Annotated in this window: 18 protein-coding genes and 1 riboswitch; of the genes, 6 read left to right on the top strand and 12 right to left on the bottom strand. The window is 47.8% G+C overall.

Going from position 1 to position 17,463, the window contains the following annotated elements; genetic code table 11:
- Positions 1 to 68: 68 nt before the first annotated feature.
- Positions 69 to 249, bottom strand: a riboswitch (cobalamin riboswitch).
- Positions 250 to 398: 149 nt separating this feature from the next.
- Positions 399 to 1,184: a 4Fe-4S binding protein gene (locus tag CHK_RS09960; RefSeq protein ID WP_046443914.1), complete on the bottom strand. Its 786-nt coding sequence runs from the start codon at positions 1,182 to 1,184 to the stop codon at positions 399 to 401.
- Positions 1,185 to 1,210: 26 nt separating this feature from the next.
- On the bottom strand, positions 1,211 to 1,915 hold the full coding sequence (locus tag CHK_RS09955; protein ID WP_052740506.1) for a TetR/AcrR family transcriptional regulator: 705 nt from the start codon (positions 1,913 to 1,915) through the stop codon (positions 1,211 to 1,213).
- A 181-nt stretch (positions 1,916 to 2,096) separates the two neighbouring features.
- Between CHK_RS09955 and CHK_RS09950 the strand changes: the two genes are divergently transcribed.
- A complete protein-coding gene (locus CHK_RS09950) occupies positions 2,097 to 4,391 on the top strand; it encodes an ABC transporter ATP-binding protein (protein WP_330379240.1) in 2,295 nt (764 codons plus the stop codon).
- A complete protein-coding gene (locus tag CHK_RS09945) occupies positions 4,388 to 6,262 on the top strand; it encodes an ABC transporter ATP-binding protein (RefSeq protein WP_046443912.1) in 1,875 nt (624 codons plus the stop codon). The genes CHK_RS09950 and CHK_RS09945 overlap by 4 nt, the downstream gene beginning before the upstream one ends.
- Before the next feature lie 95 nt (positions 6,263 to 6,357).
- Here CHK_RS09945 and CHK_RS09940 read toward each other — a convergent pair whose 3' ends face one another.
- The 3 genes from CHK_RS09940 to CHK_RS09930 form a co-directional block, all read right to left on the bottom strand.
- A complete protein-coding gene (locus CHK_RS09940) occupies positions 6,358 to 7,986 on the bottom strand; it encodes a recombinase family protein (protein WP_046443911.1) in 1,629 nt (542 codons plus the stop codon).
- The gene (locus CHK_RS09935; RefSeq protein WP_046443910.1) at positions 7,986 to 8,204 is read right to left on the bottom strand and encodes a hypothetical protein; all 219 of its coding nucleotides are present in this window, start codon (positions 8,202 to 8,204) and stop codon (positions 7,986 to 7,988) included. Before CHK_RS09935 ends, CHK_RS09940 begins: the two co-directional genes overlap by 1 nt.
- 211 nt (positions 8,205 to 8,415) lie before the next feature.
- A complete protein-coding gene (locus CHK_RS09930) occupies positions 8,416 to 8,772 on the bottom strand; it encodes a hypothetical protein (RefSeq protein ID WP_046443909.1) in 357 nt (118 codons plus the stop codon).
- A 119-nt stretch (positions 8,773 to 8,891) separates the two neighbouring features.
- On the opposite strand from CHK_RS09930, the gene CHK_RS09925 reads away from it, so the two are divergent.
- The 4 genes from CHK_RS09925 to CHK_RS09910 all read left to right on the top strand — a co-directional run bounded on the left by CHK_RS09925 (position 8,892) and on the right by CHK_RS09910 (position 11,176).
- Positions 8,892 to 9,140: a helix-turn-helix domain-containing protein gene (locus CHK_RS09925; RefSeq protein WP_046443908.1), complete on the top strand. Its 249-nt coding sequence runs from the start codon at positions 8,892 to 8,894 to the stop codon at positions 9,138 to 9,140.
- A gap of 25 nt (positions 9,141 to 9,165) precedes the next feature.
- Positions 9,166 to 9,963: a hypothetical protein gene (locus CHK_RS09920; protein ID WP_046443907.1), complete on the top strand. Its 798-nt coding sequence runs from the start codon at positions 9,166 to 9,168 to the stop codon at positions 9,961 to 9,963.
- 365 nt (positions 9,964 to 10,328) lie between these two features.
- Positions 10,329 to 10,805: a YbaK/EbsC family protein gene (locus CHK_RS09915; protein ID WP_046443906.1), complete on the top strand. Its 477-nt coding sequence runs from the start codon at positions 10,329 to 10,331 to the stop codon at positions 10,803 to 10,805.
- Positions 10,806 to 10,825: 20 nt separating this feature from the next.
- A complete protein-coding gene (locus CHK_RS09910) occupies positions 10,826 to 11,176 on the top strand; it encodes an arsenate reductase family protein (protein WP_046443905.1) in 351 nt (116 codons plus the stop codon).
- Positions 11,177 to 11,268: 92 nt separating this feature from the next.
- On the opposite strand, the gene CHK_RS09905 is transcribed toward CHK_RS09910, so the two are convergent.
- From CHK_RS09905 to kdpC, 7 genes are all read right to left on the bottom strand, one after another.
- The gene (locus CHK_RS09905) at positions 11,269 to 11,718 is read right to left on the bottom strand and encodes an aminoacyl-tRNA deacylase (protein ID WP_046443904.1); all 450 of its coding nucleotides are present in this window, start codon (positions 11,716 to 11,718) and stop codon (positions 11,269 to 11,271) included.
- A 1-nt stretch (position 11,719) separates the two neighbouring features.
- The gene (gene ybaK / locus CHK_RS09900; RefSeq protein WP_046443903.1) at positions 11,720 to 12,208 is read right to left on the bottom strand and encodes a Cys-tRNA(Pro) deacylase; all 489 of its coding nucleotides are present in this window, start codon (positions 12,206 to 12,208) and stop codon (positions 11,720 to 11,722) included.
- A gap of 90 nt (positions 12,209 to 12,298) precedes the next feature.
- Positions 12,299 to 12,451 (bottom strand): hypothetical protein, encoded by a 153-nt coding sequence (locus tag CHK_RS16655; RefSeq protein ID WP_160295632.1) that lies wholly within the window; start codon positions 12,449 to 12,451, stop codon positions 12,299 to 12,301.
- Positions 12,452 to 12,600: 149 nt separating this feature from the next.
- A complete protein-coding gene (locus CHK_RS09895; RefSeq protein ID WP_046443902.1) occupies positions 12,601 to 13,467 on the bottom strand; it encodes a hypothetical protein in 867 nt (288 codons plus the stop codon).
- Entirely contained in the window at positions 13,454 to 14,155 is a 702-nt protein-coding gene (locus CHK_RS09890; protein ID WP_046443901.1) for a response regulator, read from the bottom strand. The genes CHK_RS09895 and CHK_RS09890 overlap by 14 nt, the downstream gene beginning before the upstream one ends.
- A complete protein-coding gene (locus CHK_RS09885; RefSeq protein ID WP_046443900.1) occupies positions 14,130 to 16,826 on the bottom strand; it encodes a sensor histidine kinase in 2,697 nt (898 codons plus the stop codon). The genes CHK_RS09890 and CHK_RS09885 overlap by 26 nt, the downstream gene beginning before the upstream one ends.
- 24 nt (positions 16,827 to 16,850) lie before the next feature.
- Positions 16,851 to 17,459 (bottom strand): potassium-transporting ATPase subunit KdpC, encoded by a 609-nt coding sequence (kdpC, locus tag CHK_RS09880; protein ID WP_046443899.1) that lies wholly within the window; start codon positions 17,457 to 17,459, stop codon positions 16,851 to 16,853.
- Positions 17,460 to 17,463: the final 4 nt, after the last annotated feature.

The raw sequence follows: 17,463 nt of genomic DNA, 5'->3' as shown, positions 1-17,463 counted from the left end.
CTGGAAAACCGAAAAGAAAAGCGCCCGGAAAGGACGCGCCTATTCCGCTTTTGCCATACTCCGTGGCAGCGTACTGAAGTTTACAGGCAGGTCTTCTGGCTTGGGCGTCAGACGCAGTGTACGCCTTCCCGAATATCATTCAGTGGCTTTGTACCCTGCTTCGCCCTTACAGCGGCGGGACCGCGCGGGATTTGCACCCGTCTTCCCTTTTATACCCCGATTCGGAGTACCTGTAACACAATATACTGTGCTTTTTCATTTCATTAATACATAGATATTGTATTGCCATTCCATACAAATGTCAATACCGCATGTTTTTCCCTTAAATAAAAGAAACCGCCCCGTAAAGCGGTTTCCTGCCTGTCAACTGGTTTTTTCCCAAAAAAATTTAATTAATTTTAATCTTTCTCTGCAAAAAACAGCTCCGGCTCCCGGCGTGTTTTCATCAGCTTTCCCTCCAGTTGCTTCACCGCAACGGCAAAAACCGGTCCTCCCACGCTTCTCGCCTTTTGCGGGCATTCCTTCACACACGCCAGACAGCGGATGCAGCTCGCCTTGTCCGTATTTCTCGGATTGTCCTTTGAAATCGCTCCCGCCGGACATATCCGTACGCACACCCCGCATTGATTGCAGGCTTTTGCGCCCTTCGGCGCGAAAGGAACCGTCTGGAACTCCCTGTACGGCCTGTTCCCCGGAACCCCCAGTGCGGCTGTTTTTCCACTTTCAAGGCATTCCTTCGTTTTCTCTGCAAGACACGCCACAGCCTTCCTGTCCTTTTCGTCAGGCCGTCCTTCGCCAATTCTTGCGGAAAAAGTATGCGGCGCAATAAATGCTCCGGCTCCCATGCCAAAAAAGCCCTGTCTCGCGCAGTAGTCGGATAGCTCCAAAAGAGCGTCTTCAAACGCGCGGTTCCCATAACTCACCACAAATATAGCGGGCGTATTCTCGCCATGCAGCTTTCCAAATAATCCGCCCCGCACCTGCGGTATCCTTCCATAATATACGGGTGCGCCGATCACAACAAGCTCATCCGGTCCAAAAAAATGTTCCTGCGCTCGTTCTTCCCTGTCAGTAAGGTTGATCTCTGTATATTCCGCATCCAGCTCTTTGGCAATCGCGCACACATATTCGCGTGTTCCCTTCGTTGGACTGAAATAAATTGCAGTTACTTTTTTTGCGGTCATTCCCACCATCTCCTCCATCTTATTGTCTATTGATCGGTTTCACGTTCCCGCCTGTGCCGCGCGTGCTTTTCCCTCGCTTCCATATGCCGCTTCCTGCGGTCCGAACCCTTTATATTCTTCCATATCGCGCCAATGTCAATCTTATCGCCTTTTCTCAGCTCCGGTTTCACATCCAGCAAAACCTCGACCTCCGTGCGAATCACCTTTGCGAAATCAAAGCTTCCGTCCGACATCACCCACGCAAACGACGTACTCATAAACGTCTGGTGCACAAGCGCACACAGCATCTGCGCGTCGGAGCTGTTCCTGATCTCGCCCGCCTTCTGCCCCTTGCCGATAATATCGCACTGCATTTGCATCATTGCCCCGCGTTTTTCATTGATGCGGAATGTTCCCACATCGCAGTTAAGGTTTTTGATAAAGAGCTGCCGGGCAATTTCTGTCCCGGACTCGCTTATATGCTCCAAAAACGGGTTATAAGAAAGCAGGAGCTGCTCTACATAATTTTCAGCGTTCAGTATTTGAACAAAGTATTCCGTCCCAATATCGTATGGCAACTCATAGAAGTCTTTCAGGAGCTCGTCCTTGGATTTAAAATAGTAGTAAAAGGTATGCTTGTTTATGCCGCTTTGCTCACAGATCTCATTGATGGTTACATTTTCAAAGCCGCGTTCCTGAAATAGATTCAGCCCGATTTCCTTGATTCTTGTTTTAGTGTCCCTGCCCGCCATTTTTATTACTTCTTTCTTAATGATCTAAAACGAGATTAACATATAAATGCAACTGCGTCAATATTTTTAATAATCTTATTGACATTATTATGCAACCGCGGTATCATAAGTCCACGGAAGTTTCAATCAAGGCAAAAGCCACTCTGTAAGAAAGGAAGAAAAACGCTTTATGATGCGCATAATGAAATACTTAAAGCCCTACGCCGCGCTCATACTCGCTGCTATCGTGCTGCTTTTCGGGCAGGCGTTCTGCGATCTGTCATTGCCAAATTATATGTCCAAGATCGTAGACACCGGCATTCAGCAAGGCGGTATCGAAAACGCCATTCCATCGGCAGTCAGTGAAAATACAATGAACTCGCTGCTTCCCTTTATGGATGAGCAGCAGCAAAAAACGGTGCAGGAAAGCTACACGCTCATAAACCAATCAAGCGCCGACTATGATACTTATTTGAAATCCTATCCGGCCCTTGCAAACGAAGCTGTCTATGTCAGGACAGATATGAATGAAGGAGGAACGGAGGCGCTTAACTCTGCTTTTTCAAAAGCATTCGCATCCGTCAGCGCAATCGAGCAGGTAATGAGCGCGGAGCAAAGCGGCTCGTCCAGCATTGCCCTCGATAAACAGGTCAACGAAGACGGCAGCGAGAAAACCGCCGAGATTCCGTCTGCATTGCTGCAGTTTCTGGGTTATTACACGCAGCAGGCACAGGGAGAGGACTTCTTTACGGCACTCAGCTCCTATCCGGATTCCGCGGCGGTATATGAAAGCCTGAACGAATTGCTTAAAGAAAAAATCGGAGGAATGGATGCCAGTATGCTCACGCAGATGGCCATTCCCGCGGTCACACAGGAATATCAGGCGCTTGGGGTGGACACCACCAAGGTCCAGCAGGATTACATCTGGAACAACGGCTTTTCTATGTTGATGCTGGCGCTTGGCTCTGCGGCCTGCACGGTCGTGGTCGGTTTTTTTGCAGCGAGGATCGGTGCGGGGCTTGCCCGCGACCTGCGTCAAAAGACCTTCACCAAGGTGGAGAACTTCTCCAATGTAGAGTTCGATAAATTTTCGACCGCGTCGCTGATCACGCGGAGTACCAACGATATCACCCAAATACAAATGGTCGTCATCATGATGATCCGTATGGTTATCTATGCGCCTATCATGGGTGTAGGCGGCGTCATTATGGCACTCAACAAAAGCGTATCCATGTCGTGGATTATTGCGCTTGCAGTGGTTGTTTTGCTTGGTTTCATCGGTACGATCTTTGCAGTCGTCATGCCCAAGTTCAAAAAGATGCAGTCCCTTGTTGACCGCCTGAACCTGGTCATGCGCGAAAACCTTTCAGGCCTCATGGTCATCCGGGCGTTCAATACGCAAAATTTTGAGCTCGACCGTTTTGACAAGGCAAATGAAGACCTTACAAAAACTTCGCTGTTCGTCGGTCGTGTCATGATCTGGTTGTACCCGATTATGACGCTTATTATGAACGGGGTTTCCATCCTCATCATTTGGGTGGGCGCGAACCAGATCGCAGCCTCGTCCATGCAGGTCGGTGATATGATGGCGTTCATGCAATACGCAATGCAGATTGTTATGGCCTTCCTCATGATGTCCATGATGTTCATCATGCTCCCCCGTGCTTCTGTTTCGGCACACCGTATTGCAGATGTAATCGATACGGAGCCGCAGATTCACGATCCCAAAGATCCAAAGCACTTTACGGATCCCAAGGGCCTGCTTGAATTCAAGGACGTATGTTTTGCCTATCCCGGCGCGGAGGATAATGTCCTGACGGATATCAACTTCACCGCAAAACCCGGTGAGACCACTGCCTTTATCGGCTCCACCGGCTCAGGCAAATCTACGGTCGCAAACCTCATTCCGCGTTTTTATGACGTTTCCTGCGGAAGCGTCACCATCGACGGAATCGACGTACGCGACGTCACAAGGCACGATCTGCGCGAGCAGGTCGGCTACGTTCCGCAAAAATCAGTGCTGTTTTCCGGTACCATCGCGTCCAACCTCCGTCTCGGCGACGAGGAGGCTACGGACGCGCAAATGGAAAAAGCGGCGGAAGAAGCGCAGGCAATGGAATTCATCAGTAAGAATCCCAAAGGTCTTGACGCAAGTATTTCGCAGGGCGGCGCAAACGTGTCAGGCGGTCAAAAACAGCGCTTGTCCATTGCACGCGCGCTTGTCAAGGATCCAAACATCTACGTATTTGACGACAGCTTCTCAGCGCTCGATTTCAAGACGGACGCGACGCTGCGCGAGGCAATCAAGGAACAAACGAAGGATAAAACCGTGCTGATTATTGCCCAGCGCGTCGGTACCATTATGGACGCGCAGCAGATCATCGTTCTCGATGAAGGAAAGATCGTCGGCAAGGGCACGCACAGGGAACTCATGCAAACCTGCGAAGCATATCGCGAGATTGCACTCTCCCAGCTTTCAGAGGAGGAATTACAATGAGCAATGAAACAAAAAGACCTCCCGTAAGGCAAGGAGGAGGCCCCGGCGGGCCGCAGATCGCAATGGCAGGCGCAAAAGCCAAAGATTTTAAAGGCTCGATAGGCCGCCTGCTCAAATACATTGGAAAATACAAGATCGCGGTTATCATCGTTGTCATCTTTGCGGTCGCTTCAACGATCTTCTCGATCATCGGGCCAAAACTCATGGGTAACGCGACCACCGTTCTCTTTGAAGGGGTTATGGGCCAAATCGGCGGCACCGGACAGGGCGTGGATTTCCTGAAAATCAGCCAGATCCTGATCACCCTTGTGATCCTGTACGGTATTTCGGCCCTGTTTGGATACATTCAGGGATATATCATGACCGGCGTATCCATGAAGGTCACCTACCGTCTGCGTAAGGACATCAGCGAAAAGGTCAACACACTGCCCCTTTCGTATTTTGACAAAACAAGCCACGGGGATATCCTGTCGCGCGTTACAAACGATGTAGACACCATCAGCCAGACGCTTAACCAGAGCCTGTCGCAAATCATTACCTCCGTAACGATGGTCATCGGCGTGCTCGTCATGATGTTTACCATCAACTGGTTGATGACGCTCGTCGTGCTGATCATCATACCTGTCTCTTTGGTGCTGATCATGCTGGTGGTTAAAAAATCACAGAAATTCTTCAAGCAGCAGCAACGCTATCTTGGAACTGTAAACGGGCATGTTGAGGAAATGTTTGCCGGCCACAACGTCATCTCCGCCTATAACGGCGAAGAGGAAAGCATCGAGGTATTTAACGGCGAAAACGAAAAGCTGTATAGCGCCGCGTGGAAGGCAAACTTTATGTCAGGCATGATGCAGCCCATCATGTCCTTCATCGGCAACCTCGGTTATGTCGCAGTATGCGTGCTCGGCGGTTATCTGGCGGCGACGGGCTCTATTACGGTTGGTAACATCCAGTCGTTTGTACAGTATGTCCGCAGCTTTACGATGCCGCTCTCTCAGCTTGCAAATATCTCCAATGTGCTGCAGCAAACGGCGGCGGCTTCCGAGCGCGTGTTTGAATTCCTCAATGAAGAAGAGGAATCCCCGGATACTCCCAACCCGGTGAAGCTTGACAAGGTTGACGGCAACGTGGAATTTGAAGACGTCCACTTTGGCTATAACCCGGATAAAATTATCATCAACGATTTTTCCGCAAAGATCAAGCCTGGTCAAAAAATTGCTATCGTCGGCCCAACCGGCGCGGGCAAAACCACTATGATCAAACTGCTGATGCGTTTTTACGACCTCAACAGCGGCAAAATCCTGATCGACGGCCACGCTACTACGGATTTCACGCGGGCAGACCTGCGCAGGCACTTTGGTATGGTGCTGCAGGATACCTGGCTGTATAACGATACGATCATGGAAAACATCCGCTACGGGCGTATGGACGCAACGGACGAGGAGGTCATCGCCGCGGCGAAGGCGGCCTATGCCGACCACTTCATCAAAGCGCTGCCCCACGGCTATGAAATGGTGCTCAACGAAGACGCTACCAATATCTCGCAGGGCCAGAAGCAGCTGCTTACAATCGCGCGGGCGATTCTGGCGGATCCGGATATGCTGATTCTTGACGAAGCCACAAGCTCAGTCGATACGCGTACGGAAAGCCTCATTCAAAAGGCTATGGACGCCCTTATGAAAGATCGTACCAGCTTTGTGATCGCGCACCGCCTGTCCACCATCAAGGACGCGGATCTCATCCTCGTTATGAAGGACGGGGATATCATCGAGCAGGGCACGCATAATGAGCTTCTTGAGCGGGGCGGCTTCTACGCCGAGCTCTATAACAGCCAGTTTGCTGCTCCGGCAGCTGCATTGCAGTCCCAATCCTGAAAAATCTAAAACAAAATACTGAAAACAAAGAACGGCCACTTAGTGGCGGCTGCATAAGACAGTATGAGTATTTGAAACGGTATAGCGGTTTTCCGCTATGCCGTTTCTTCGTTTTGGGTGAATGTAGTCGGCGGCAAAATCCCCACAAAGTTATACGCGATCTCAATGTCCTGCGTTCGTTTTCCGCCATTTTTAACAGGTGCATGGACAAATACCTTGTCCACCAGTTCATTGAGGATTGTTGGGGTGAGTTCTTTCAATCGAACATACTTCCTGCACTTCGTCACAAAACGTTGAATGTCCGTCACCTGTTGTTCCTGTTCGTTCAGTTCTGCTTGCAAGGCAACAGTCTTTTCCCGCAACTCTTTTTGCTCTTTCTCATAATCCTGCGAAAGAGTGAAGAACCGTTCATCTGCGAGTTTGCCTGTTACGTTATCCTCATACATTCTCTTGAATAACACGTCCAGTTCATGGGTACGCCTTTGAGATTTTGCGAGTTCCTTTTGTTTCAATGCCGTCGCTTTTTTGTACTCTTTTGCCTGTGAAATGCCCATACACCGTACAAACTGTTGCTCGTAACGCGCAACATAATCCAATACATATTGCAGGTGAAGCAAAACCATTTCTTCCAGAACAACCGCACGGATATAATGTGCCTCGCATTTGTCCATTGCTTTACGGGAAGCGGAACAGACAAAGAAATCTTGCCGCTTTTCAAACTGGTTCGTTGTGCAGTAATACATCTTGGAACCGCAATCCGCGCATACCGCTATCCCCGAAAACATATTACTTTTTCCCGTCTTAGTTGGGCGGCGTTTGTGGCGGCGTAACTCCTGTACCCTTTCCCATGTTTCGCGGTCAATGATCGCTTCGTGTGTACCCTCGAATACAAGCTGCTTTTCCTCTGGATTGAGTAAAGTCTTTTTACTCTTGTATGACTTTTTGTAAGTCTTAAAGTTCACCATACAGCCTGTATACTCTTTGCGTTCGAGAATGTATGCTACTGTATCGGCCACCCACGCGCAGCGTCCGTTTTCTACTATAACCGGATAACTTCTCCCTTGACTTTGGAAGTATGCAGCGGGGGTTAAAATTTTGCGTTCTGTGAGTATTCGCGCAATCTGTGTCGGGCCGTTTCCGTTCATGCAAAGGCGGTAGATTTCTTTAACCACATTTGCCGCTTCTTCGTCCACAATCCACTTCTTTTTATCGTTCGGGTCTTTGCAATAGCCATAAGGCGGATTGGTACAAAGATATTCTCCCGCCTGTCCTTTGGACTTCATCACCGCGCGGATTTTCTTGCTTGTATCTTTGGCGTACCATTCATTGATGATGTTGCGGAACGGTGTAAAATCATTGTCGCCTTTCTCGCTGTCTACGCCGTCGTTGATCGCAATGAACCGCACATTTTTTTCGGGGAAAAGCACCTCTGTATACAGCCCCACTTGCAGATAGTTCCGTCCAAACCGCGACATATCCTTGATGATAACAGTGGACACATTTTCCGCCTTGACCTGTTCCAACATGGCATTGAAGCCGGGGCGGTCAAAGGTTGTGCCGCTCACTCCGTCGTCTACATAAAATACCAGATTTTGGAAATGGTTTTCTTTGGCGTATTTTTCCAATATATTCTTTTGGTTTTGTATGCTGTTGCTCTCGCCGTCGAGTTCATCGTCCCGCGACAGGCGGCAATACAAAGCCGTGATATGGTCAGTCTGCTTCATTACAAATCCTCCTTTTCGTGCAGGCTGCCAATACAGGATTCAAATTCGTTTTCCATGACACGATACAGCTTTTGCGTCAATGGTTTTGTACCCCTGTAAATCCCTGTGACCGAATAAATTGTCGTGCCTTTTGTGATTGATAGATTGATTGCGGGCAGGATAAATGCGGTCGGGTTCTTTACAACGATACTATTATTTACGATTCGTATTTTGCTCATGGGTTCCTCTCCATTTCGTGATAGACTAGAGGGGTTTGGGGAGAATCCCCAACAAGCAATTTTGAATCATGGACGCGCAAGCGCACATGATTCAAAAGGTGGAAGTGTTAATACACTTCCTATGCTTGCTGGTAGACCGAATATCCCGTATATGTCCCCTCACTACTAACACAATCCGAAACACCCAAAAAGGAACCTTTTTCAGAAATGTTTACAATTTATTTTGCTTTTTCAATTTACGCAGACGCTTGATTCTCTTGTCCCATTGATTTTTTTCTTCGGTCAAAATATCTGTCACGCGATCAACGATCTGCCGACCGCCGATTTCCTGTAATTTCTCACTATATAGTTGGAGCAAAAGACGCTTACCTGTTCGCTCAATGACAGGGTCATCTGTCGATATAAGCATGACAGGTAATAAAGCTTCATATCCATTAAAATGATCTAAGTTGATTTCCAACATAAGATCGCTGTATATGAGATGGTCTTCAAACCGCATTAGGTTTTGGATTCTTTCTAATCCCTCAACATTTTGCTCTAAACATTCCAATACTTTTTTATTTGACATGATTATTTCTCCTTAGATAAAATCAGAGTCCCGTTGGACACCATTATATCATAGAGATAATTATATAATCAAGAAAAAGATGTGTCTAATTAGGCACAATTTTTTAAAGGGGTACTGTTATGAGAAATATGATTCTTCAAAATGTGAGTTTATCTACAAATTTAAAACGGCTGCGGGCTGATTCTGGTTTGTCACAAAGCAAAGTAGTAGCACAAATGAATTTATTAGGGAGTCCTCTTGATCGTCCAGCCTATGCAAAAATAGAACTTGGGAAACGCAATATAAAGGTGACGGATTTGGTTGCGCTCCAGCAAGTTTATAATGTGGATTTTGCGGAATTTTTTAAAGGAATTAAGCCGCACGAATGAACATTCATATTTTAGGTGCAAAGTAATGTATATTGATACTCACTCGAAAGAATCAATGGAATCCTCGATATGTAGTTATTTTAATATTACAAAAAAAATTCTTCATGATTTCTTCCATAAGGCACCTAGCGAACGTGTTTTCCGTAAATTAGTTTGGGCTTATTTACCGAAAAAGAAGATTGACCAAATTTTATTTTTTCATCTGAGCCGCAGGTTAGATTCAGCACAAGATTCTTTCGTTGGTTATAATTTATTTGAATTGCTTTCTACAAAAAACGCGTTGTCAGAATTTTTAAATCAACACGGAGTATATTTTTCACCTTGTGAAGGCCATTTAAATCTGTATCACAAAGGAAATTTGATTCCTTTAGAATTATTGAAGGATGATCCTGTTCCATATTTAAGATGGCGTCTCGGTTATATTGAAACAGAAAAGGATTTTTGTTTTAATGGATTTGCATTTAAAGATTTATTATATAGCGGAAATGGCTCTATACAACAATTTCGTAATGCTCCCGAATTTGTTAATATGTTGGCAATGTTTTTAAAACGACCGGATTTGGTTGAAGCTTATTTTAGGAGCAGCAAATATTACTGTTTTGAATATTGTGTTCCCATTGATAGCGTACAGTTTGATGACGTTAGCAAAATATCACTCAATAGTAAAAAAATATATTTAGTGAATCAAGTTCTACATCGTCTATACGATTATTTTTCTAGTAAAGATGAACATATGCACGACGATGATAATCCAGTTTTGCGTTTGCCCGACAATGAAAATATGCCGAGAAAATATTTTGTAAAAAAAGAAATAATTCCATGAATTCTTCAAGATAATAAAATTTGAATAGTACAAATTTTATGATAAAATGTTACCATTTAGAGCCTGAAAAAGTCCTTAACCATGCGGGTTTCAGCGCGCAGTTTTAAGGAGGCAAGGTGTTTGTACCTAAATCCTCCAAAACGGGATCTGAGTGTCGACGCAACAAAAAAGACCAATGAGCAAAATTCTGCACATTGGTCTTTTCTCATTTATCCTGTTTGGCAGCTATCCCCTGTCTTATGGATAGCCCCCATTATGGCTGTTCTTTGTTATTTAGTCCATATATTTCCTTCCTTTTACTGTTTTGACTTTTCCGTTGAATTGTTGTAAAGTATGCTCGTGACTACAACGTGAAGGAGTTCAGTATGGCAATCGACACCGTCAGGGAATATTTGAAACAGTTTGGCAGGCAACAGGATATTATGGAATTCAGCACCTCCAGCGCAACCGTAGAGCTTGCGGCGCAGGCGCTCAATGTAATTCCCGCCCGTATCGCAAAAACGCTTTCCTTCCGTGTGAATGACGAATGTATCCTGATCGTCACAGCTGGCGACGCAAAGATCGATAATCCCAAATACCGCGCGCAGTTTTCCTGCAAAGCAAAAATGCTTTCCGCAGAAGAGGTTGAACCGATGACAGGCCACGAAATCGGCGGCGTATGCCCTTTTGCCAACCCGCAGGATGTAAGGACGTTTCTTGATGTTTCGCTCCAACGCTTTGACACGGTGTTTCCCGCCTGTGGCAGCAGTAATTCGGCAATCGAGCTTTCATGCGGCGAGCTGTTTCGTTATGCAAACGCGCAGGACTGGATCGACGTTTGCAAAGGCTGGCACGAAGAATAGAAAAAAGGAGAAGCAAGTTTATGTTACTATTATGTTATCCAAAATGCACGACCTGTAAAAAGGCTGAAAAATGGCTGGATGAAAACGGTATTTCCTATGAATACCGCGACATAAAACTGCAAAATCCGACAAAAGAGGAGCTCATGCTTTGGCAGGAAAAAAGCGGGCTTCCACTGAAAAAATTCTTTAATACAAGCGGACTTTTATATAAAAGCCTTAACCTGAAGGATAAGCTCCCTGCCATGAGCGAAGACGAGCAATTCTCGCTTCTTGCAACGGACGGCATGCTGGTAAAGCGCCCCATCCTCATAAGCGATGACTTTGTGCTTACAGGCTTTCGCCCTGCGGAATGGGAACAAAAACTGAAATAATAAAAAAGCCTTTGGCGGCAGTCTTTCCGCCAAAGGCTTTTTCCTTTACATCCATTGCTGATTTTACCAAAGCCGGCTTTATCCAATGTTTCCTATTCAATAAAATCAATCATATTGTTTAGCCGGATCACATCCTCCGGCCTTATTTTCAGCGTATGGAATTCGTCGCCCGTCCCGCCATAAATAAAGTCGTGTATGGTCAGCTGTTTGTCAAACAGAATGGGCAGGTTATGCCCCACCAGCGGAATTCTGCCCGCTTCGTATCCTGTCGCCTGCTTCACCACCTTTGGATCCGCAAGCCCTTTTACATCATAACCCAGCACGGTTTTGATGCTGCTTACATCCATATCCGTACGCTGCGCGCTCATTACCATCGCTACAAGCCCCTGCTGCGTTGCAATCACAAACACAGGCGCGCATAGCTCCAGATCAAAATACTCCGCCGCATCTTTTGTCTTTAAAATTGGTTTTTCATGCTCGATAATCTCGCAATCCGCCTTGCTTTCCGTCAAATATTCTCTGAGTTGTTCCAAATTCATCATGCTAATTCTGCCCCTGTTTTACAATGTCCGCCACATCCGCGCCGATGAGGGTAATCAAATCCTGTGGCATAAGCTCCACCTGCTGCCCGATCTTCCCGGCGCTTACCAGCATCGTATCAAGCGCACGGCACGATTCGTCAATCACCGTATGGAATTGCTTTTTCATGCCCATCGGCGAGCATCCTCCGCGGATGTATCCCGTCACCTTACTGATGTCTTTCACATGGATCATTTCCACATTTTTTTCACCTGCCGCGCGCGCCGCTTTTTTCACGTCAAGCTCACACGCCACCGGAATCACAAATACGATGTAGCGCCTGTCCGCCCCCTGCGTTACCAACGTTTTAAAAACCTTCCGCACAGGGATTCCAAGCTTTTGCGCAACCTCGGTTCCCGGGACGGCAAGCCCGTCCGTTTCATAGGAATGCGCAGTGTATTTTATGTTCGCCCTGTCTAAAATACGCATTGCGTTTGTCTTTGCATTCGCCATAAAACCCTCCGTATTTATTATACCGGAAAACCTCTTTTTTTCCAACAGAAAACCGTCCGGTGTTTTGTCCGGACGGTTCTGGTCGTTTCATTATTTCGATGTTTTTTGCTGTACCTTGTTGTTTGCCTTTGTCGAAGCCTGATTTACTTTGGAAGACGCTTTGCTCACGGCTTCCTTTGTTTTATCTTTTGCCTTTGTCATTGCATCATCAACTTTTTTTCCTGCTTTTTCCATTGCTTTCATTTTCATTACCTCTTATTATCTTTCATTTTTTCGGTACGCTTTCACGCGTTCCTGCTTTGTGCTATTACAATACACCGCGCCGAATCATTAAAACATTAAAATGAAAAAATACGAGATAAATCCGTTGTTTTAAATCGCATGTCCTTCTGTCACGCCGGAAATAAGAATTTCATAAGCAGCCGTTCAGCGGCGGGGCCGTTTTCAAAATCAAATATCCTGCGTTTTCCCTGCGCATCCACAATCATAAAACCCGTTTCATCCAGAACGGTCTCAAATCCACAGGCTTCCAGCGCAAGCCCAAGAGCAAATTCCCATGAATAAACGTCTGTTTCTTCTCCATCCTGCAAAAGCTCCAAAAACCGCTCAAACTCTTCATAAGAAACGCCGTTCTCCAAAAAAGCCCGCCAAAGCCCGGCAATCTGTTCAATCCCAAGCGCGCTGATGCACTCCCTGTAGCCTTCTCCGATGGGTTTTAACATCGCATACCTGTAATAAAACAGCTCCAAATCCGCAAACAGCCCTCTTGCCAGTGGAGCTTCATCCCATTCGCTGCCCAATACCGCGCACGGCTTTTCTACCTGCAAAAGCACTTCGCGCGCAAGCGCGCAATCCTTTTCTCCTGCAAAACGCAGACAAAAACACAGGTTTCGAAGCGCCCTAAAATCCTCGCCTGTCGCATCATATTTTTGAAAAATCACATTGCCGTTCTCCGTTTCAACTGTGATTTCCCCATTTTCATACCCGCTCGTAAGTCCGCTTACCACAAGCGGTGTTTTTTGCGCCGCAAGGGCGAGCATCGGTCCATATTCCTCTACCAGCATATCCGTTTCAAAATAGGAACCATAAAACAAAATATGCAGTACGCTGCTCCCCTCCAGCATATAATATTGCGGCATAACGCCGGTCTGGACGCGCAGCGCATCCACCATGCAGGCAAGTACGCGCAGCGGATGGACCTGCTGATGCGGCGTTGGAATTTCAATATCCCTGTTTTGAACATAATTACGCCTGAGCATCTTCTTTCCCCTCGATTCTCAGCATCCTGTACCCCACGCCAACATGTGTCTGGATATATTTCTGCCCCTTGTCTATCTTTTTACGCAGAGTCGCCATAAATACGCGAAGTGACGGTACGTCGCTTTCAAAGCCGCTTCCCCATACTTCTTTGAGGATATACTGGTGTGTCAGTACCCTCCCCACATTCTTTGCGAGCAGGCAAACGAGCTTATATTCCATGGGCGTCAGGTGGCACTCCACACCATCCACATATACGCAGCCGGCTGCGTAATCGATTTTCAGTCCGCCGTTTTCAAACACCGAATTTTCCATATTCGGTACGCTGCCAATCCTCCTTGCGGCCACGCGGATACGCGCCAAAAGCTCCTCCATACTAAACGGTTTGGTAAGATAATCGTCCGCGCCAGCGTCAAGCGCGCTGATTTTGTCCCTGTCCTCCATACGCGCGCTCACCACAATAATCGGGCAATTCGACCATGTCCTGATCTTCCTGATGATATCCACACCGTCCATATCTGGCAATCCAAGGTCAAGGATAATCATATCCGGCTGTTTTGAAACAGCCAGCATCAAAGCCTCCTCCCCCGTTTGCGCCGTATAGCACTGGTAAGCGTTCATATCCAGCGTCGCCGACATAAAATTTTTGATCGCCTGGTCGTCCTCAACCACCATGATTGAAGTTTTCATTTTCCTTCACCTCCGCTATGGGCAGCGTAAATTCGAATACAGTTCCGCACGGCTCGTTATCCTTTACCCTGATCCTGCCGCCGTGCGCTTCCACAATCGTCCTGCACAGCGCCAGCCCCAGTCCCAGCCCCCTGCGGCTGTCCGTCTGCTTGCCTCCCGCCGTATAAAACATATCAAAAATATTTTTCTTATCCGCGTCGCTGATTCCTTTTCCATTGTCCGCAACGCGTACCACCGCTTCTTTTCCCCTGCGTGCGGCGCTGATCAAAATATCCGAGCCTGGCTGCGTGTATTTGACGGCATTATCCACCAGATTGATCATTACCTGCACAATCAGCTGTACGTCGACGTCCGCCATCAACATATCGTCCGCCAAATCAATCCTGATATGATGCTCTTCCGCCTTACGGCTCAAATGACGCAGCGCTTCCTCTACGATCTCCGATATGAATTGAGGCTCCGTTTTAAGCTTTACGTTCCCATTGTCTATCCTTGATACGGAAAGCAGGTTTTCCACCAGATTGATCAACCACAATGAATCGTCGTAAATTCCTGTCACAAGGCGTTTTTTTGTCTCCTCGTCAAAGCAGTTCGTAAGCAACGAACTTGCGCTTCCGGAAATACTCGTGAGCGGCGTACGCAGATCATGCGATACCGCGCGCAGCAGGTTAGAACGGAAGCGTTCGCTTTCCGCCTGTGTTTCCGCCTTTCTTTGCGCCTCGTTCAGGTAATACTTTTCAATCGCCGATCCAATCTGTGCAAACAACGTATACAGCAGCGAATCCTGTATGCTGTCTATCTGGTCGTCGGCATCTGTCACTACGCCGATTGCTGCCAGCACCCTTTCCTTTGTCGTAAGCGGAGTATAGCGCGCCGCAGCGCCGGGCAGCGTATTGGTGCCCTTTCCAGCGGAATGTCCGTTCCGGATACACCACGCCGCTACAGCCTGCTCGTCGGGCGTGATATATGCGCTGTTTTTTTCCAGTATTCCCTCTTCGTCGCACGCATAAACCCTGCCGATCTCATTTCCGTCCGCGAGGTAAAACACCACCGGTTTATGCGCCAGCTTCGCTACTTTGCCAATCGCGTGCGTTGCTATCTCATCCAGCGTCTTTGCGTCCTGCAGGCTTCGATTTGTCTCCAGCAGCACGTTCGTGCGAAAAGCATTTATTGTGGCGATTGCCGCCTGTTTTTTTACTTTGCTCGTAAGCGCGCTTGTAATCAGCGCGGCAATCAGCATAATTGCAAATGTCACCGGATATTCCGCTCCGTATGCGTTGAAGGTAAACCGCGGATCGGTAAAGAAAAAATTATACATCAGCACGCCGATTACAGATGCCACAACTCCATAAAACCGTCCATGCGTCTGGTTTGCCGTAATCAATACGCCCAAAATCAGGATGACGATGATATTCGCCTGGTTAAAACCAACCCAGTCAAAAAACGCTCCCACTGCGATACACGCTGCCATTATGAGCAGCATTTTGAGGAAATCCTTCCAGTGGAACCGGAATGTTCCCCACCTGATCCGGTGCCGCGCCGGTTTGTAATCCTGCGCGTCGTTGTCCGGGATGACAAAAACCTCAAGCTCCGCGGCATAGGATATCAATTCATCGATCATGTTCTGGCCGCGCTTCCATATCTTCGGTTTCTGGCGCGTCCTCCCAACGACAATCTTTGTAACGCCGCTCACCTTGGAAAAACGGGCAATCTGCATCGGTACGTTGTCGCCGTATGTCGTAGCGATTTTTGCACCCAGCTCCTTGGCAAGCCGGATGTTGTCACGCAGCAGCTTTGCATTTTCCCGGTTTAAAACCGGGCTTGTCGGCGTATCCACGAAAAGCGCGGTAAAAGAGGCGTGGAACGCTTCTGCCATACGCGCCGCCGTACGAATTACCTTTGCGTTGGAAGGCGATGTTGAGAGACATACCAGAATATGCTCCCTCGCCGGCGCCGTCCGTTCCGGCGTATCCTTATTTACCCTGTCGGCCACCCGCCTCAACGCGATCTCGCGCAGCGCCGCGAGATTGCCCTTCACAAAAAAATGGGCCAACGCCTGATGCGCCTGTTGTTCTTTATAGATTTTACCGGCTTCCAGGCGCGCGAGTAGTACCGACGGCTCCACGTCGATGATCTCCACCTCGTCCGCCATATCGAAAATCCGGTCTGGAACGCGTTCCTTTACGATCACCTGCGTGATCGACGCAACGATATCATTAAGGCTTTCAATGTGCTGCACATTTACGGTTGTATAAACGTCAATGCCTGCGCCCATCAGCTCTTCGATATCTCCCCAGCGCTTGGTATGGCGCAATCCCTGCGCATTCGTATGCGCGAGTTCGTCCACCAGAATCAGCTGCGGCTTTCTTTCAAGTGCGCCGTCAAGGTCAAATTCCCGCAGCTTGATTCCTTTGTACGGCACCTCAAGCGGCGGCAACACCTCAAGCCCGTCCAAAAGCGCAAGCGTTTCAGGCCGGGTGTGCGGCTCCACATATCCGACTACAACGTCAACACCCTGCTCTTTTGCAGCGTGCGCGGCCTCAAGCATGGCATAGGTTTTTCCAACACCCGCCGCGTATCCAAAGAATATTTTAAGTTTTCCCCGCCGCTCTTTCTCCGGTTGCATCTGCCGAAGCAGCTCGTTTGGATCGGGCCGCGCATCATCAAGCATTCATTTCTCCTCCCTGGCGCCAGGTTATTTCAATAGGCCGTCCAGCGCCAGATTCACTTCCAAAACATTTACCGTCGGTTCTCCAAAAATTCCGAGAAACCTTCCCTCCGTATATTTTGCCACAATCTCGCGCACCTGACCAGCAGGAATATTACGAGCCCTTGCAATCCGCTCCACCTGGTATTCGGCGGCAGCAGGCGAAATATGCGGATCGAGTCCGCTGCCGGAGCACGTCACAAGATCTGACGGAATCGGTTCGTCGCCTTTTTCAGGATGCGCATCACGCAGCTTTTGTACGCGTTCTTCAATAAGGGCGGCATATTCGTCGCTGGCAGGAGAGAGGTTCGAAGGCCCTGCAAACAGCAACGGATTTCCCTGATCGTCGTAAAATGTTTCCGTATTAAGGTTCATCACGCGTCCCCACATATATTCTTCCGTAGTGAATTCCTGTGCCAGTAACGTGCTGCCATACTTTTTCCCGTCTATCTCAATCATACTGCCGTTTGCCTGTTTTGGAAAGGCAAGCTGCGAAATCCCGGTTACCACCAGCGGATAAATCACGCCGCAAACCAGCGTAAAAATTAAAATCATGATCAAAGCCGGCAGAGCAACTTTTTTTATATTTTTTAACATTGTC

Origin of the sequence: Christensenella hongkongensis (assembly GCF_000981035.1) — a bacterium.
Classification (GTDB): Bacteria; Bacillota; Clostridia; order Christensenellales; family Christensenellaceae; genus Christensenella; species Christensenella hongkongensis.
Note: the sequence above shows the minus strand (reverse complement) of the source record. Positions and strands in the feature narration are given on the sequence as shown.

Excerpts from the sequence above, each read along its gene's own strand:
- CHK_RS09920 (WP_046443907.1), top strand. The coding sequence starts at position 9,166 with ATGTATATTGATACTCACTCGAAAGAATCAATGGAATCCTCGATATGT.
- CHK_RS09910 (WP_046443905.1), top strand. The coding sequence starts at position 10,826 with ATGTTACTATTATGTTATCCAAAATGCACGACCTGTAAAAAGGCTGAA.
- CHK_RS09940 (WP_046443911.1), bottom strand. The coding sequence starts at position 7,986 with ATGAAGCAGACTGACCATATCACGGCTTTGTATTGCCGCCTGTCGCGG.
- CHK_RS09885 (WP_046443900.1), bottom strand. The coding sequence starts at position 16,826 with ATGCTTGATGATGCGCGGCCCGATCCAAACGAGCTGCTTCGGCAGATG.
- CHK_RS09960 (WP_046443914.1), bottom strand. The coding sequence starts at position 1,184 with ATGACCGCAAAAAAAGTAACTGCAATTTATTTCAGTCCAACGAAGGGA.
- CHK_RS09925 (WP_046443908.1), top strand. The coding sequence starts at position 8,892 with ATGAGAAATATGATTCTTCAAAATGTGAGTTTATCTACAAATTTAAAA.
- CHK_RS09930 (WP_046443909.1), bottom strand. The coding sequence starts at position 8,772 with ATGTCAAATAAAAAAGTATTGGAATGTTTAGAGCAAAATGTTGAGGGA.
- CHK_RS09950 (WP_330379240.1), top strand. The coding sequence starts at position 2,097 with ATGAAATACTTAAAGCCCTACGCCGCGCTCATACTCGCTGCTATCGTG.
- CHK_RS09905 (WP_046443904.1), bottom strand. The coding sequence starts at position 11,718 with ATGATGAATTTGGAACAACTCAGAGAATATTTGACGGAAAGCAAGGCG.
- CHK_RS09935 (WP_046443910.1), bottom strand. The coding sequence starts at position 8,204 with ATGAGCAAAATACGAATCGTAAATAATAGTATCGTTGTAAAGAACCCG.
- ybaK (WP_046443903.1), bottom strand. The coding sequence starts at position 12,208 with ATGGCGAATGCAAAGACAAACGCAATGCGTATTTTAGACAGGGCGAAC.
- CHK_RS09945 (WP_046443912.1), top strand. The coding sequence starts at position 4,388 with ATGAGCAATGAAACAAAAAGACCTCCCGTAAGGCAAGGAGGAGGCCCC.
- CHK_RS09890 (WP_046443901.1), bottom strand. The coding sequence starts at position 14,155 with ATGAAAACTTCAATCATGGTGGTTGAGGACGACCAGGCGATCAAAAAT.
- CHK_RS09955 (WP_052740506.1), bottom strand. The coding sequence starts at position 1,915 with ATGGCGGGCAGGGACACTAAAACAAGAATCAAGGAAATCGGGCTGAAT.
- CHK_RS16655 (WP_160295632.1), bottom strand. The coding sequence starts at position 12,451 with ATGAAAGCAATGGAAAAAGCAGGAAAAAAAGTTGATGATGCAATGACA.
- CHK_RS09895 (WP_046443902.1), bottom strand. The coding sequence starts at position 13,467 with ATGCTCAGGCGTAATTATGTTCAAAACAGGGATATTGAAATTCCAACG.
- CHK_RS09915 (WP_046443906.1), top strand. The coding sequence starts at position 10,329 with ATGGCAATCGACACCGTCAGGGAATATTTGAAACAGTTTGGCAGGCAA.
- kdpC (WP_046443899.1), bottom strand. The coding sequence starts at position 17,459 with ATGTTAAAAAATATAAAAAAAGTTGCTCTGCCGGCTTTGATCATGATT.